Origin of the sequence: Methylobacterium sp. J-067 (assembly GCF_022829465.1) — a bacterium.
In the GTDB taxonomy this organism is placed as follows: domain Bacteria; phylum Pseudomonadota; class Alphaproteobacteria; order Rhizobiales; family Beijerinckiaceae; genus Methylobacterium; species Methylobacterium litchii.
This window is the reverse complement of record NZ_JAKSXZ010000044.1, coordinates 65,142-78,927: the sequence shown is the minus strand read 5'-3', so window position 1 is coordinate 78,927 and position 13,786 is coordinate 65,142. Positions and strand designations below refer to the sequence as shown.

Sequence of the window (13,786 nt, the reverse complement as noted above, 5' to 3'; positions counted from 1 at the left end):
TGCCTTCTCCTCGGGAGCCTTGTCGATCTGGTCGTAGGCCGTGAACGTCGCGCCGCCGGACTCCGCCAGGACCTTCGTGATCGCCGCCGTCAGCGACGTCTTGCCGTGGTCCACGTGCCCGATCGTGCCGATGTTGCAGTGCGGCTTCGTACGAGAGAACTTTTCCTTGCCCATAAGAGCCTCCTAATTCGAATTGAGGTTGGACGAAGAGATGGAGCTTACGCGTACTTGGCGATGACCTTGTCGGCTTCGCCGCGCGGCACCTCTTCGTAGTGATCGAACTGCATCGTGAAGTTGGCGCGTCCCTGCGAGAAGGAGCGCAGCTGGTTCACGTAGCCGAACATGTTGGCCAGCGGCACCATCGCGTTGATGACGTTGGCGTTGCCGCGCATGTCCTGGCCCTGGATCTGACCACGGCGGGAGTTGAGGTCGCCGATGACCGAACCGGTGTACTCCTCGGGAGACACCACCTCGACCTTCATGACCGGCTCGAGCAGCACCGAGCCGCCCTTCTGGAGGGCTTCACGGAGCGCCGCGCGGGACGCGATCTCGAAGGCCAGGGCCGACGAGTCGACGTCGTGGTAGGCGCCGTCGACCAGCTCCACCTTGATGTCGACCACCGGGAAGCCGGCGAGGATACCGGCGGTCAGGACCGAGTTGAGGCCCTTTTCGACGCCGGGGATGTACTCCTTCGGCACCGCGCCGCCGACGATCTTCGACTCGAAGGCGAAGCCAGCGCCCGGCTCATTCGGCTCGACCACGAACTTCACCCGGGCGAACTGACCGGTACCACCGGTCTGCTTCTTGTGGGTGTAGTCGATCTCGGTGCGACGGGTCAGCTTCTCGCGGTACGCCACCTGCGGCTGGCCGATATTCGCGTCGACCTTGTAAGTGCGGCGCAGGATGTCGACCTTGATGTCCAGGTGGAGCTCGCCCATCCCCTTGAGGATGGTCTGGCCCGACTCCTGGTCCGTGGAGACGCGGAAGGACGGATCCTCGGCCGCGAGCTTGGAGAGCGCGATGCCGAGCTTCTCCTGGTCCGCCTTGGACTTCGGCTCGACGGCGATCTCGATCACCGGCTCGGGGAATTCCATCTTCTCGAGGATGACGGCCTTCTGCGGATCGCAGAGGGTGTCGCCCGTGCGGGTGTCCTTGAGGCCGGCCAGGGCGACGATGTCGCCGGCGAAGGCCTCCTTGACGTCCTCACGGTTGTTGGCGTGCATCAGGAGCATGCGGCCGACACGCTCCTTCTTGTCGCGCGTCGAGTTGATGACGTTGGCGCCCGACTCGACCTTGCCCGAATACACGCGGCAGAAGGTGATCGTGCCGACGTGGGGATCATCCATGATCTTGAAGGCGAGCATGGCGAAGGGATCCGAGTCGGTCGGGTGGCGGACCACCTCTTCCTCGGTCTTGAAGTCGATGCCCTTGATCTCGCCGCGATCGGCCGGGGACGGCAGGTAGTCCACGACGGCGTCGAGGAGCGGCTGCACGCCCTTGTTCTTGAAGGCCGAACCGCACAGCACGGGATGGAACGCGCGGCGCTGGACGGCCGTGCGAACGAGCTTGCGAAGGCTCTCCTCGCTCGGCTCCTGGCCGTCGAGGTAGGCCATCATGGCCTCGTCATCCATCTCCACGCAGGCTTCGACGAGCTTGGCGCGGTACTCGACGGCCTGATCTTGCAGGTCGGCCGGGATCTCTTCCTCGGTGTAGTTGGCGCCGAGCGCCTCGCCCGACCACACGATAGCCTTCATCTTGATCAGGTCGATTACACCCTTGAAGGTGCTCTCGGCGCCGATCGGCAGCTGCAGGCACACCGGCTTGCCGGCGACGCGGTCGATGATGTCGGCCACGCACTTGAAGAAGTCGGCGCCGATCTTGTCCATCTTGTTGACGAACACGACGCGCGGAACGTCATACTTGTCGGCCTGACGCCACACGGTCTCGGTCTGCGGCTCGACGCCCTGGTTGCCATCGAGGACGCACACCGCGCCGTCGAGCACGCGCAGGGAGCGCTCGACCTCGATGGTGAAGTCCACGTGGCCGGGGGTGTCGATGATGTTCAGGCGCTTCTCGCGCCAGAAGCACGTCGTCGCGGCGGACGTGATCGTGATGCCGCGCTCCTGCTCCTGTTCCATCCAGTCCATCGTGGCGGCGCCCTCATGGACCTCGCCGATCTTATGGGACTTTCCGGTGTAGTAGAGGATCCGCTCCGTGGTCGTGGTCTTGCCGGCATCAATGTGGGCCATGATGCCGAAGTTGCGGTAGTCCTCGATCGCGTGCGTGCGGGGCATCGGACTGCTCCTGAGAGACGGGTGGGCCGCTTACCAGCGGTAGTGCGAGAAGGCGCGGTTGGCTTCCGCCATCCGGTGCGTGTCTTCCCGCTTCTTGACGGCGTTGCCGCGGTTGTTCGCGGCATCGAGCAGCTCGGCCGACAGGCGCTCGACCATGGTGCGGTCGTTGCGCGAACGGGCGGCCTGGATGAGCCAGCGGATGGCCAGGGCCTGCCGACGCTCGGTACGAACTTCGACGGGGACCTGGTAAGTCGCACCGCCGACGCGGCGGGAGCGGACCTCGATCATCGGAGCGACGTTGTCCAGCGCAGCACGGAACACCTCGATCGGGTTCGCACGGGCGCGGTTCTCGACGATGTCGAAGGCGCCGTAGACGATCCGCTCGGCGGTCGACTTCTTACCTTCGTACATGATCGAGTTCATGAACTTCGTCAGCACCACGTCCCCGTACTTCGGGTCCGGGATGATCTCGCGCTTCTCTGCAGAGTGACGACGGGACATTGGCTTAACTTCCAATGAGTAGATCTTAAGCACCTGACGCAGGCCGCCTTGAGCGAAAAGGCCGGCGGCATCCTTGTCAGGCAGTGGAAAAGCTGACTGCGACCCGAAGAAATTACTTCGGACGCTTGGCGCCGTACTTCGAACGACGCTGCTTGCGGTTCTTCACGCCCTGCGTATCGAGCACGCCACGCAAGATGTGGTAGCGCACGCCCGGAAGATCCTTCACGCGGCCGCCGCGGATCATCACCACGGAGTGCTCCTGAAGGTTGTGACCCTCGCCGGGGATGTACCCGATGACCTCGAAGCCGTTGGTCAGTCGCACCTTGGCGACCTTACGGAGCGCCGAGTTCGGCTTCTTCGGCGTCGTCGTATAGACGCGGGTGCACACGCCACGCTTCTGCGGGCAAGCGTCCAGCGCAGGAACCTTGTTACGGCTCCGCTGGATCTTCCGCGGCTGGGCGATCAGCTGATTGATCGTCGGCATCCTGTGCCCTCTTCCTCGGTCCCTTCCGAACTGCCGGAGCAGTCCGCAAAACGAATATGCGCCGGAAGGGCTAGTCAAAGCCCCTCGGCGCGGTGTGGGCAGAGGATCGCGCCTGGGAAGGCGCGTTCGTACCTACGGATCTGACTTAAGCGTCAGGCGATTTGAGCCTTCAGGTCGCGTCGGGGGCGAGGACGGCGGTTCGGGTCAAACCCGCAGGCCGTCGGCAGCCGAGTGCCGACCGAAGTGGGGCGCTTCTAGACGCAACACCCGCCCCGGTCAATGCACCGGAACAGGAAAATCGCACCCCAGAGAGCCATTAAAGAAGAGTGACCGCCCTGTGGAGGGCCGTCCTCGTACCGGATCGGGGCAGTGGCGGCGAAACGGGGTCCACGGGAGGTTAATCCGATTCGTCGAATTGTCCGCATCGACGGCGCGCCCGAGGCGAGCGCGCTTGGTGGTGTTCGAGGATAGTCGCGTATGGGTTGCGTCGCAGCGAGCAACGTCGTCCCCTTCCGCCGGGTGTCGGCGCCCCCGCCGATGTCTGAGCGTGAGTCCGGTCTCCGCCGCCGTGGCGAGCAGCGGGTGCTGATGGAGACGGTCTACGCTCTGGGCTCCATGGTTCTGGGTGCGGACGACCGGGAGACGAAGCTCACCGCCTCCCGCCTGCAGGTCTACGGCTTCGTGACCATCGAGGAGCTGGGAGAAGATGGGCGCGGCCGCCGCCTTCGCCCGTCCGAGGCGATTCGCGCGCGGATGGATCGCCCCTGGCGCCTGTCGAAGCCGGCCATGGCCGCCCCGGTGACGATCCCGAGCCTCGACGACTTCCTCTTCGAGAACGAGCCCCTCGATCAGCCGGCCTGATTCGCCGCGATTCTCCGGTTTTATGCTAGGACGGCGTCGTCTCACCCGAGCTGGCGCCGTCTTGCGTTGGCGTCCCTCGGGCAAGGCCTGATTTTGGGGCCCCAACGGTTGCGTTTCCGGCCCGCCCGATGTATGGCCCCGGCCTTCGCGACATTTCGGATGGGTCTCGCGCCCGTTCCACCGCGGTGACCGCGCCGGCGTCCCTGACGCCGACAGCGCGGTCGTTCACATGAGCCGGGGACCACAGATCCCCATCAGGCGTCGTCCGCCGGGCAATACCGCCCGCGTGCGGAAACCCGCCTGAGAGAAGGAGTCACGCACGTGATCCAGATGCAAACGAATCTGGACGTCGCCGACAACTCTGGTGCACGCCGTGTGATGTGCATCAAGGTTCTCGGCGGGTCGAAGCGGAAGTATGCCGGCGTCGGCGACGTGATCGTCGTGTCGGTCAAGGAGGCGATCCCGAGGGGTCGCGTGAAGAAGGGCGACGTCATGAAGGCGGTGGTCGTGCGCACCGCCAAGGACGTGAAGCGCGCCGACGGCTCGGTGATCCGGTTCGACAAGAACGCCGCCGTTCTGATCAACAATCAGAAGGAGCCGATCGGCACCCGTATCTTCGGACCGGTGCCGCGCGAGCTGCGCGCCCGCAACCACATGAAGATCATCTCGCTCGCCCCGGAGGTGCTGTGATGGCTGCCAAGATCCGCAAGGGCGACAAGGTTGTCGTGCTGACGGGCCGTGACGCCGGCCGGTCGGGCGAAGTCATTCAGGTGCTGCCGAAGGAAGGCCGGGCATTCGTGCGCGGCGTGAACCTCGTCAAGAAGCACCAGAAGCAGTCCCAGAACCAGGAAGGCGGCATCATCTCCAAGGAGGCCGCCATCCAACTCTCGAACATCGCGGTCGCCGATGCCAACGGCAAGCCGACCCGCGTGGGTTTCCGCATCCTCGAAGACGGGCGCAAGGTCCGGTTCGCCAAGAGCACGGGGGATCAGATCGATGGCTGAGGCCGACAAGAACGCGTACGTCCCGCGTCTGCGCAAACACTACGACGAAGTGGTTCGTCAGAAGCTGATCGAAGAGTTCGGCTACAAGAACCCCATGCAGGTGCCGCAGATCGAGAAGATCGTCATCAACATGGGCGTCGGCGAGTCCACCGCGGACTCGAAGAAGGCCTCGGTGGCGGCCGGCGATCTCGCCCTCATCGCCGGCCAGAAGCCGGTCATCACCCGCGCCCGCAAGGCCATCGCGACCTTCAAGGTTCGCGAGGGCATGCCGATCGGCTGCAAGGTGACGCTGCGCAAGCAGCGCATGTACGAGTTCATGGACCGCCTGATCACCATCGCGCTGCCGCGCGTGCGTGACTTCCGCGGCCTGAACCCGCGTTCGTTCGACGGGCGCGGCAACTACGCCCTGGGTCTCAAGGAGCACCTTGTGTTCCCGGAGATCTCCTACGACAAGGCGGAGCAGATGTGGGGCATGGACATCGTCGTGGCGACTTCCGCCCAGACGGATGCCGAGGCCAAGGCACTGCTCGCGGCCTTCCAGTTCCCGTTCCGGCAGTGACGTTCTCGAACGTCATACGCGGACACCGGAGATAGACATCATGTCGAAGAAAAGCTCAGTCGAGAAGAACAACCATCGGAAGGAGCTCGTGAAGCGGTTCGCCGCCAAGCGGAAGGCGCTCCTCGATATCGCCAACAACGAGGCGATCGAGATGCAGGACCGCTTCGAAGCGCGCCTGAAGCTCGCCGAACTGCCGCGGAACTCGTCGGCCACCCGCATCCGCAACCGGTGCGAGATCACCGGCCGGCCGCGGGCCTTCTACCGCAAGATGGGCATCTCGCGCGTCGCGCTGCGGGAGCTCGGCAACCGGGGCCTCATCCCCGGCCTCGTCAAGTCGAGCTGGTAAGGAGGTCCTCCCATGGTCAACGATCCCGTGGGTGACATGCTCACCCGTATCCGCAACGGCCAGCTGCGCCGCCGGAACGTCGTCCAGACGCCCGGTTCGAAGCTGCGCGCCAGCGTCCTCAACGTGCTGAAGCGCGAAGGCTACATCCGCGACTTTGCACAGACCGAGCTGGGCAACGGCCGGTCCGAGTTCGCCATCGAACTCAAGTACTACGACGGCAAGCCCGTGATCCGTGAGATCAAGCGCGTGTCGAAGCCGGGCCGCCGGGTATACTCGTCGGTCGGCGAGCTGCCGCGCGTGGCCGACGGCCTCGGCGTCACTATCGTCTCCACCCCGCAGGGCGTCATGGCCGACCACGAGGCGCGTGAGCGCAACGTCGGCGGTGAAGTGCTCTGCACCGTGTTCTGATCGGGACGGAGGAGGACATCCCATGTCTCGCGTAGGCAAGAAGCCGGTTCCCGTTCCGGCGGGCGTCACCGCCACCGTCACGGGCCAGACCGTGAAGATGAAGGGCTCGAAGGGCGAACTGCAGTTCGTCGTTCCCACCCTCGTGAACGTCGCCATGAAGGACGGCGCCATCGAGGTCGAGCCCGTCAACCAGTCGAAGCCCGCCCGGTCCCTCTGGGGTACCTCGCGCGCCCAGATCGCCAACATCGCCACCGGCGTGTCGAACGGCTTCTCCAAGAAGCTCGAGATCACCGGCGTCGGTTACCGCGCCGCCATGGCCGGCAAGGCGCTCAAGCTGTCGCTCGGCTACAGCCACGACATCGAGTACGCCGTGCCGGAGGGCATCACCATCGCCACCCCGAAGCCGACCGAGATCACCATCACCGGCATCGACCGGCAGAAGGTGGGCCAGGTCGCCGCCGAGATCCGCGATTACCGCGGCCCCGAGCCCTATAAGGGCAAGGGCGTTCGGTACGAGGGTGAGTTCATCTTCCGCAAGGAAGGCAAGAAGAAGTAAGGGAGGGCGAAGATGTCTCGTAAGCTCGAAGCCCTCGATCGGCGCAAGGCGCGCGTTCGTCGGGCGATCAAGGCGGCGGCCAATGGCCGTCCGCGTCTCTCGGTGTTCCGTTCGTCGAAGCAGATCTATGCTCAGGTCATCGACGACGTGAAGGGCCAGACCCTGGCCGCCGCGTCCACCATCGACAAGTCGCTCAAGGGCGACCTGAAGACCGGTGCCGATGTTGCCGCCGCGACCGCCGTGGGCAAGCTCCTCGCGGAGCGCGCCAAAGCCGCCGGAGTCACCAAGGTGATCTTCGACCGCTCCGGCTACATCTACCACGGCCGCGTCAAGGCCGTGGCCGAGGCTGCCCGCGAGGGTGGTCTGGAGTTCTAAGTGAAATCGTCCCTCCCCCGTTCGGGGAGGGACTATCGAGCGAGCGGGTCTCCGGATCCGCGCCAGTGAGATAGGCAAGCATTATGGCACGTGAACGTGAAGGCGGGGGCCGCGGCCGCCGCGATGACCGCGAGGAGCACGACAGCGAGTTCGTGGACAAGCTCGTCCACATCAACCGCGTCGCGAAGGTTGTGAAGGGTGGCCGTCGCTTCGGCTTCGCTGCCCTGGTCGTGGTCGGCGACCAGAAGGGCCGCGTCGGCTTCGGCCACGGCAAGGCCCGTGAGGTGCCGGAGGCCATCCGCAAGGCGACCGAGGCCGCCAAGCGCGGGCTCATCCGCGTGTCGCTCCGCGAGGGCCGGACCCTGCACCACGACGTCAACGGACGTCACGGCGCCGGCAAGGTGATCCTCCGCGCGGCCCCGCAGGGTACCGGCATCATCGCCGGCGGCCCGATGCGCGCCGTGTTCGAGACGCTCGGCATGCAGGACGTGGTGGCCAAGAGCCTCGGCTCCTCGAACCCCTACAACCTCGTTCGCGCGACCTTCGAGGCGCTGAAGAACGAGGACAGCCCGCGCGCCGTGGCGGCTCGCCGGGGCCTCAAGGTGTCCGCGCTTCAGTCGCGCCGCCGCGATGCCGATCCGGCCGATACTTCCGAAGCTGCGGTCGCGTAAGGGAGGATGGCATGGCTGACAACACCAAGACCGTCCGCATCGAGCAGATCGGCTCGCCGATCCGCCGCGAGGCCAGCCAGCGTGCGACGCTGATCGGCCTCAAGCTGAACAAGCTGCACCGGGTCGCCGAGCTTGAGGACACCCCGGCCGTCCGCGGCATGATCCGCAAGGTGAATCACCTTGTGCGCGTCCTCGAAGCCTGAGGAGGCGACCGATGAAGCTTAACCAGATCAGCGACAATCCCGGCGCCACCAAGGACCGGATGCGTGTCGGCCGGGGCATCGGCTCCGGCAAGGGCAAGACCGCCGGACGCGGCGTGAAGGGTCAGAAGGCCCGAACCGGCGTGGCCATCAAGGGCTTCGAGGGCGGCCAGATGCCGCTTCACCGTCGTCTGCCGAAGCGTGGCTTCAACAACATCCACGCGGCGGACTTGAACGAGGTGAACCTCGGCCGGATCCAGGCCGCCGTGGATACGGGGCAGCTCGAGGCCGGCGCGACCATCACGGTCGAGACCCTCGTCGCCGCCGGCATCCTCGCCCGTCCCCGTGACGGCGTGAAGCTGCTGGGCGTCGGCGATCTGACCTCAAAGCTCAGCTTCGAAGTCACCCGCGCCTCCAAGTCGGCCGTCGAGGCCGTCGAGAAGGCCGGCGGCTCGGTCAGCGTGGTCTACGCCTCCGGCGTCTCGACCCGCGGCAAGGCCGAGGCCGAGGCGACCGCCTGAGGCAGACGGCGGCCGCGCGACACGTTGCGCGGCGCGTCCCCGGCCTTTAAGTCGGAGACCATCGAGCGGCGGCCCCACGCGACCTCGCGCGGGCCGCCGCTTTTTTCGTTTCATCCGGGCACTCGCCCGGCGACACGCGTAGGACGCGACGCTATGGCCTCAGCCGCCGAGCAGCTTGCCGCCAATCTCAACTTCGGCGCGATCGCCAAGGCCGATGAGCTGAAGAAGCGCATCTGGTTCACGATCGGCGCGCTGATCGTCTTCCGGCTCGGCACCTACGTGCCGATCCCCGGCATCGATCCGGAGCAGTTCGCGCGGAACTTCCAGCAGCAATCGGGCGGCGTGCTCGGGCTGTTTAACATGTTCTCCGGCGGTGCCGTCGAGCGCATGGCGATCTTCGCGCTGAACATCATGCCGTACATCTCGGCCTCCATCATCGTGCAGCTTCTCACCTCGGTCATCCCGAGCCTGGAAGCGCTGAAGAAGGAAGGCGAGTCCGGCCGCAAGGTCATCAACCAGTACACCCGCTACCTGACGGTGGTGCTGGCCCTCGTGCAGTCCTGGGGCATCGCGGTGGGCCTTCAGGGCTCCTCGGCGGCGATCGATCCGGGGCCGTTCTTCCTCGCCTCGACGGTCATCACCCTGACCGGCGGCACTTTGTTCCTGATGTGGCTCGGCGAGCAGATCACCTCGCGCGGCATCGGCAACGGCTCCTCGCTCATCATCTTCGCGGGCATCGTCGCGCATCTTCCGGTGACGATCATCGGCGCTCTGGAGCTCGGCCGCACCGGCGCCCTCTCGCCGGTCATCATCCTCGGCGTGGCCGTGGCTGCCGTCGCCCTGGTCTACTTCATCGTGTTCATGGAGCGGGCCCAGCGCCGCATCCTGATCAACTACCCGAAGCGTCAGGTCGGCAACCGCATGTACGAGGGTCAGACCTCGTTCCTGCCGCTGAAGCTCAACACGTCGGGCGTCATCCCGCCGATCTTCGCCTCGTCGCTGCTGTTGCTGCCGGCCACCGCCGCCAGCTTCTCGGCGAACAACGGCAGCGGCTGGCTCGGTGCGGTCACGGCCTATCTCGGCCACGGCACGCCGCTGTTCATGGCGCTCTACGCGGCCCTAATCATCTTCTTCACGTTCTTCTACACGGCGGTCGTCTTCAACCCGCAGGAGACCGCGGACAACCTGAAGAAGCATGGCGGCTTCATTCCCGGCATTCGGCCGGGCGAGCGCACGGCGGCCTTCCTCGACAAGGTGCTGACCCGCATCACGGTGATCGGCGCCCTGTACCTGACACTGGTGTGCCTGTGCCCGGAGATCCTGTCCTCCTACGCCTCGGCGAGCCTGGGCTTCGGCGGCACCTCTCTGCTGATCCTCGTGACGGTGACGATGGACACCGTGGCGCAGATCCACGGGCACCTGATGGCGCACCAGTACGAGGGCCTCGTGAAGCGCGCGAAGCTCCGGGGCGCGTCGGCCGGCCAGCGCCGCCGCTGAACGGCGACAGAAGCGCGGAAATGAGCGAAGTCCGCCCAAAGGCGGGCTATCGCCGTCCGCGCGAGGCGCTAGAAACAGACCCCAAGGGGGCGACGCCCGGGCTGGCGTCGTCGAACGGATCCGGAGCCCGGGAAAGCGGGCCCTAAGAGGACAACGCCATGCGCATCATTCTGCTCGGACCGCCCGGCGCGGGGAAGGGCACGCAATCCGAGCGGATCGTGAAGAAGTACGGCATCCCGCAGCTCTCGACCGGCGACATGCTCCGCGCCGCCGTGGCGGCCGGTACGCCCGTCGGGTTGCAGGCCAAGGCCGTGATGGAATCGGGCGGGCTCGTCTCGGACGAGATCGTCGTCGGCATCGTTGCCGACCGGATCGAGCAGGCCGATGCGAGGCCGGGCTTCATCCTCGATGGCTTTCCCCGCACCGTCGCCCAGGCCGAAGCCCTGGGGAAGATGCTCGCCGGCAAGGGTCTCGAACTCTCGTCCGTCATCGAATTGAAGGTCGATGAGGATGCCCTGGTCGGCCGTATCGCCAACCGCGCCGCCGAGGCCGCCGCCCGCGGCGAGGCCGTGCGCAAAGACGACACGCCGGAAGTGTTCAAGCAGCGCCTGGAGGCCTACCGGGCTCAGACGGCGCCGCTCTCGGCCTATTACGACAAGCTCGGCATGTTGAAGACCGTCGATGGCATGAAGCCCATCGATTCGGTCACCGAGGATCTGACGGGAATCCTGGAGCCGCACCGGGAGCGCATCGCCTCCTGAGGCGTTGGGCGGATCATCCGAGGGGCGTTCGCCGGCCGGCGGGCGCCCCTTTTTCTTGTCCGGAAGCACCGATGATCGCCCGCCTGACCCTGGCAGCCGCCCTCCTCGTCGCCGGGGGCGCCCTGCCCGCCGCCGCGCAAAGCCCGGCCCAATCCTTCGTCTACGGCCAGAAGCAGTTCCGCAACGCCTGCCGGCCGCCGCTGAAATACGCCGCCGGAGCCTGCGTCCGCCGCTGCCCGGCCGGTTATCGCAACGAAGGCCGCACCTGCCGCCTGTCGAACCAGCGGATGCGCTGACCCATCAGGGCCGGGTGCGTGCGGCTTCGGCCGCGCGACTCGGCCCGAAGAAGTTGTAGATGTCCATCGGGAGGGAGCGGCGCCCAAATCGGCGTTTGGGGTGCTCCTCGAGATTTCCCGAGCGCAATTCGATCATCGCGGTCATCGGGTTGTAGCGGAAGGCCATCCGCTCTCCACCGAACGAAGCCCAGAGCGTGCCGCCCGCCCCGTCATCCGCATCCCGGAGACTGACGCTCTTTGGCTCCGCCACGGCAAGGATCCCGCCCACCACCGCGAGGACGATGGGGACGACCTCCTCGGTATTCGGCTCGGCCGCTTGCATCACGCCGGCCACGTAGCGTCTGAGGGTATCGCCGTGATGCGTCGCCTGCGCCATCGCTTTTTGTTCCCGTTAGATTGACAGATCGCGTCACCCGGAGTAGCAGACCCCCTTCGTCCAACCGAACGATGGTCCGAGGTGCCCTGAAGAGGGGTCGCCACGGGCCGCGTCGTCGTTGCACGCGCGCAGGGGCCGGCCTCCACCGGACGCGCGCGAAACCCGAGCCCGGCACCGCCGGGCCTCACATGGAGTGAGACCGTGGCCCGTATCGCAGGCGTTAACATCCCGACTGGCAAGCGCGTCGTCATCGCGCTTCAGTACATTCACGGCATCGGCCCCAAGAAGGCTGAAGAGATCACCGGCAAGGTTGGCATCCCCGCCGAGCGTCGCGTCAACGAACTGACCGACGCCGAGGTTCTCTCGATCCGTGAGGCCATCGACCGCGACTACATCGTGGAAGGCGACCTGCGTCGCGAGATCTCGATGAACATCAAGCGGCTGATGGACCTCGGCTGCTACCGTGGCCTGCGTCACCGCAAGCAGCTGCCCGTGCGCGGCCAGCGGACCCACACCAACGCCCGCACCCGCAAGGGCAAGGCAAAGCCGATCGCCGGCAAGAAGAAGTAATCCTTTCGGATCGGGAGGCCGGGCTTGGCTCGACCTCCTTCCGTCGCGCCGGCCCCGCCGCGCGACCCAATCCCCAGAAGAATCCCGAGCGCCTGGTATTACGGGCGTGCCTGAAGGAAGAGTGGAAGTCAGATGGCCAAGGAACCACAACGCGTTCGTCGTCGTGAACGCAAGAACATCGTGTCGGGCGTCGCCCACGTGAACGCCTCGTTCAACAACACGATGATCACCATCACCGACGCCCAGGGCAACACCATCTCGTGGTCGTCCGCCGGCGCGATGGGCTTCAAGGGCTCGCGCAAGTCGACGCCGTACGCCGCCCAGGTCGCCGCCGAAGATGCCGGCCGCAAGGCTGCCGAGCACGGCATGCGCACCCTCGAGGTCGAGGTGTCGGGCCCCGGCTCCGGCCGTGAGTCGGCGCTCCGCGCCCTCCAGGCCGCGGGTTTCACCGTGACTTCGATCCGTGACGTGACCTCGATCCCGCACAACGGCTGCCGTCCGCGCAAGCGTCGTCGCGTCTGATCGACTATCCTTCGGCGAAAAGGGAGAAGCTTATGGCGGGATCGAAGCCACTGCCCGGCGTGCTGCGTTGGAACCTCGGCGACCTCACGGTCACGGCGCTCAACGACGGTTGGTTCCAGGCGAGCCTCGATCTCGTCACGGGCATCGATAGGGGAGAGGCGGCGCGCCTGCAGCGGGCCGGCTTCCGCACCGAGCAGCCGAAGATTACCCTGAACGCCTTCCTGATCACTGGGCCCGGCCGCAAGCCGGTCCTGGTCGATACCGGCTACGGCGCGCTGGCGCCGGTCGAAACCATGGGACGCCTGGGCGCCGCTCTGGCGACCACCGGCGTCGCGCCCGAGGACGTGGAGACGGTGCTGATCACGCACCTGCATCCCGACCATTGCGGTGGTCTCGCCCAGGACGGCAAGGCGGTCTATTCGAATGCCGAGATCGTCGTGCATTCGGACGAGGCGGCCCACTGGCTTCCCGACGAGGCGCTGTCCAAGGCGCCCGAGGCGGCCAAATCGTATTTCGAGGGCGCGCGGAATGCCGTGGCGCCCTATGCCGGCCGGATGCGCGAGCATCGCGGCGGCGAGGTGCTTCCCGGCATCGAGGCGGTCCATCTCCCCGGCCATACGCCGGGGCATTGCGGTTTCCGCGTGTCGTCGGGCTCCGAGTCGCTGCTGATCTGGACCGACGTGGTCCACCTGCCGGCGATTCAGTTCAAGAACCCCGATGCGGGGGTCGGCTTCGACGTGGACGGCGATCAGGCTCGGGAGACCCGCAAGCGGATCATGGATCAGGCGGCGTCGGAGCGGAGCTTCATCGCCGGCTGTCACCTGGAATTCCCAGCCCTCGGCTACGTCGATCGCGACGGCGCCGGGTACAGCTTCGTCCCGGCCCTGTGGGTCGGCGGCGAGTGAGTTCAGATAGATGAATCGAGACCGGGCGGTGTGCCAGGGGGCGCCCCCACCCGGCCGGAACGTGGGTACCGGACGATGC

Annotated in this window: 22 protein-coding genes; 17 read left to right on the top strand and 5 right to left on the bottom strand. The window is 66.3% G+C overall.

Annotation, left to right across the window (positions count from 1 at the left end; all coding sequences use genetic code 11):
- The 4 genes from MKK52_RS03920 to rpsL form a co-directional block, all read right to left on the bottom strand.
- On the bottom strand, window positions 1-174 hold a 174-nt coding region (locus tag MKK52_RS03920), incomplete at its 3' end, for a GTP-binding protein (RefSeq protein WP_238230710.1).
- A 44-nt stretch (window positions 175-218) separates the two neighbouring features.
- Entirely contained in the window at window positions 219-2,294 is a 2,076-nt protein-coding gene (gene fusA, locus MKK52_RS03915) for an elongation factor G (protein ID WP_243952435.1), read from the bottom strand.
- A 30-nt stretch (window positions 2,295-2,324) separates the two neighbouring features.
- Window positions 2,325-2,795 carry a 30S ribosomal protein S7 gene (rpsG, locus tag MKK52_RS03910; RefSeq protein ID WP_012319183.1) on the bottom strand — a complete coding sequence of 157 codons (471 nt, stop codon included), beginning with the start codon at window positions 2,793-2,795 and terminating at the stop codon, window positions 2,325-2,327.
- 112 nt (window positions 2,796-2,907) lie between these two features.
- Window positions 2,908-3,279 carry a 30S ribosomal protein S12 gene (gene rpsL, locus MKK52_RS03905; protein ID WP_007557568.1) on the bottom strand — a complete coding sequence of 124 codons (372 nt, stop codon included), beginning with the start codon at window positions 3,277-3,279 and terminating at the stop codon, window positions 2,908-2,910.
- Window positions 3,280-3,756: 477 nt separating this feature from the next.
- Here rpsL and MKK52_RS03900 point away from each other — a divergent pair, with 477 nt between their 5' ends.
- The 14 genes from MKK52_RS03900 (at window position 3,757) to MKK52_RS03835 (ending at window position 11,334) form a co-directional block, all read left to right on the top strand.
- Window positions 3,757-4,140 (top strand): hypothetical protein, encoded by a 384-nt coding sequence (locus MKK52_RS03900; protein ID WP_243952434.1) that lies wholly within the window; start codon window positions 3,757-3,759, stop codon window positions 4,138-4,140.
- A 321-nt stretch (window positions 4,141-4,461) separates the two neighbouring features.
- A complete protein-coding gene (gene rplN, locus MKK52_RS03895; protein ID WP_010686182.1) occupies window positions 4,462-4,830 on the top strand; it encodes a 50S ribosomal protein L14 in 369 nt (122 codons plus the stop codon).
- Window positions 4,830-5,144 carry a 50S ribosomal protein L24 gene (gene rplX / locus MKK52_RS03890; RefSeq protein ID WP_238248916.1) on the top strand — a complete coding sequence of 105 codons (315 nt, stop codon included), beginning with the start codon at window positions 4,830-4,832 and terminating at the stop codon, window positions 5,142-5,144. The genes rplN and rplX overlap by 1 nt, the downstream gene beginning before the upstream one ends.
- Window positions 5,137-5,703 carry a 50S ribosomal protein L5 gene (gene rplE / locus MKK52_RS03885; protein ID WP_243952433.1) on the top strand — a complete coding sequence of 189 codons (567 nt, stop codon included), beginning with the start codon at window positions 5,137-5,139 and terminating at the stop codon, window positions 5,701-5,703. Before rplX ends, rplE begins: the two co-directional genes overlap by 8 nt.
- Before the next feature lie 40 nt (window positions 5,704-5,743).
- Window positions 5,744-6,049, top strand: coding sequence for a 30S ribosomal protein S14 (gene rpsN, locus MKK52_RS03880; RefSeq protein WP_243952432.1), 306 nt, complete (start codon window positions 5,744-5,746; stop codon window positions 6,047-6,049).
- A 12-nt stretch (window positions 6,050-6,061) separates the two neighbouring features.
- The gene (rpsH, locus tag MKK52_RS03875) at window positions 6,062-6,457 is read left to right on the top strand and encodes a 30S ribosomal protein S8 (protein WP_238248919.1); all 396 of its coding nucleotides are present in this window, start codon (window positions 6,062-6,064) and stop codon (window positions 6,455-6,457) included.
- A gap of 22 nt (window positions 6,458-6,479) precedes the next feature.
- On the top strand, window positions 6,480-7,013 hold the full coding sequence (rplF, locus tag MKK52_RS03870) for a 50S ribosomal protein L6 (RefSeq protein WP_243952431.1): 534 nt from the start codon (window positions 6,480-6,482) through the stop codon (window positions 7,011-7,013).
- A gap of 12 nt (window positions 7,014-7,025) precedes the next feature.
- Window positions 7,026-7,388, top strand: coding sequence for a 50S ribosomal protein L18 (gene rplR / locus MKK52_RS03865; RefSeq protein ID WP_243952429.1), 363 nt, complete (start codon window positions 7,026-7,028; stop codon window positions 7,386-7,388).
- Between the two features lie 83 nt (window positions 7,389-7,471).
- Window positions 7,472-8,059, top strand: a complete 588-nt coding sequence (gene rpsE, locus MKK52_RS03860) for a 30S ribosomal protein S5 (RefSeq protein WP_243952427.1) — start codon at window positions 7,472-7,474, stop codon at window positions 8,057-8,059.
- 11 nt (window positions 8,060-8,070) lie between these two features.
- Window positions 8,071-8,262 (top strand): 50S ribosomal protein L30, encoded by a 192-nt coding sequence (rpmD, locus tag MKK52_RS03855; RefSeq protein WP_243952426.1) that lies wholly within the window; start codon window positions 8,071-8,073, stop codon window positions 8,260-8,262.
- A gap of 11 nt (window positions 8,263-8,273) precedes the next feature.
- The gene (gene rplO / locus MKK52_RS03850; protein ID WP_243952425.1) at window positions 8,274-8,780 is read left to right on the top strand and encodes a 50S ribosomal protein L15; all 507 of its coding nucleotides are present in this window, start codon (window positions 8,274-8,276) and stop codon (window positions 8,778-8,780) included.
- Between the two features lie 153 nt (window positions 8,781-8,933).
- Window positions 8,934-10,277, top strand: a complete 1,344-nt coding sequence (secY, locus tag MKK52_RS03845) for a preprotein translocase subunit SecY (RefSeq protein WP_243952423.1) — start codon at window positions 8,934-8,936, stop codon at window positions 10,275-10,277.
- A gap of 158 nt (window positions 10,278-10,435) precedes the next feature.
- Window positions 10,436-11,038: an adenylate kinase gene (locus MKK52_RS03840; protein WP_243952421.1), complete on the top strand. Its 603-nt coding sequence runs from the start codon at window positions 10,436-10,438 to the stop codon at window positions 11,036-11,038.
- Window positions 11,039-11,109: 71 nt separating this feature from the next.
- On the top strand, window positions 11,110-11,334 hold the full coding sequence (locus tag MKK52_RS03835) for a hypothetical protein (protein ID WP_243952419.1): 225 nt from the start codon (window positions 11,110-11,112) through the stop codon (window positions 11,332-11,334).
- Window positions 11,335-11,338: 4 nt separating this feature from the next.
- Here the strand turns inward: MKK52_RS03835 and MKK52_RS03830 are convergent, their stop codons facing one another.
- On the bottom strand, window positions 11,339-11,710 hold the full coding sequence (locus tag MKK52_RS03830) for a hypothetical protein (RefSeq protein WP_243952417.1): 372 nt from the start codon (window positions 11,708-11,710) through the stop codon (window positions 11,339-11,341).
- Between the two features lie 201 nt (window positions 11,711-11,911).
- On the opposite strand from MKK52_RS03830, the gene rpsM reads away from it, so the two are divergent.
- The 3 genes from rpsM to MKK52_RS03815 all read left to right on the top strand — a co-directional run bounded on the left by rpsM (window position 11,912) and on the right by MKK52_RS03815 (window position 13,707).
- A complete protein-coding gene (rpsM, locus tag MKK52_RS03825; RefSeq protein WP_243952416.1) occupies window positions 11,912-12,280 on the top strand; it encodes a 30S ribosomal protein S13 in 369 nt (122 codons plus the stop codon).
- A 132-nt stretch (window positions 12,281-12,412) separates the two neighbouring features.
- A complete protein-coding gene (rpsK, locus tag MKK52_RS03820; protein WP_010686167.1) occupies window positions 12,413-12,802 on the top strand; it encodes a 30S ribosomal protein S11 in 390 nt (129 codons plus the stop codon).
- 32 nt (window positions 12,803-12,834) lie between these two features.
- Entirely contained in the window at window positions 12,835-13,707 is an 873-nt protein-coding gene (locus MKK52_RS03815) for an MBL fold metallo-hydrolase (protein ID WP_243952415.1), read from the top strand.
- The last annotated feature ends 79 nt before the right edge of the window (window positions 13,708-13,786 follow it).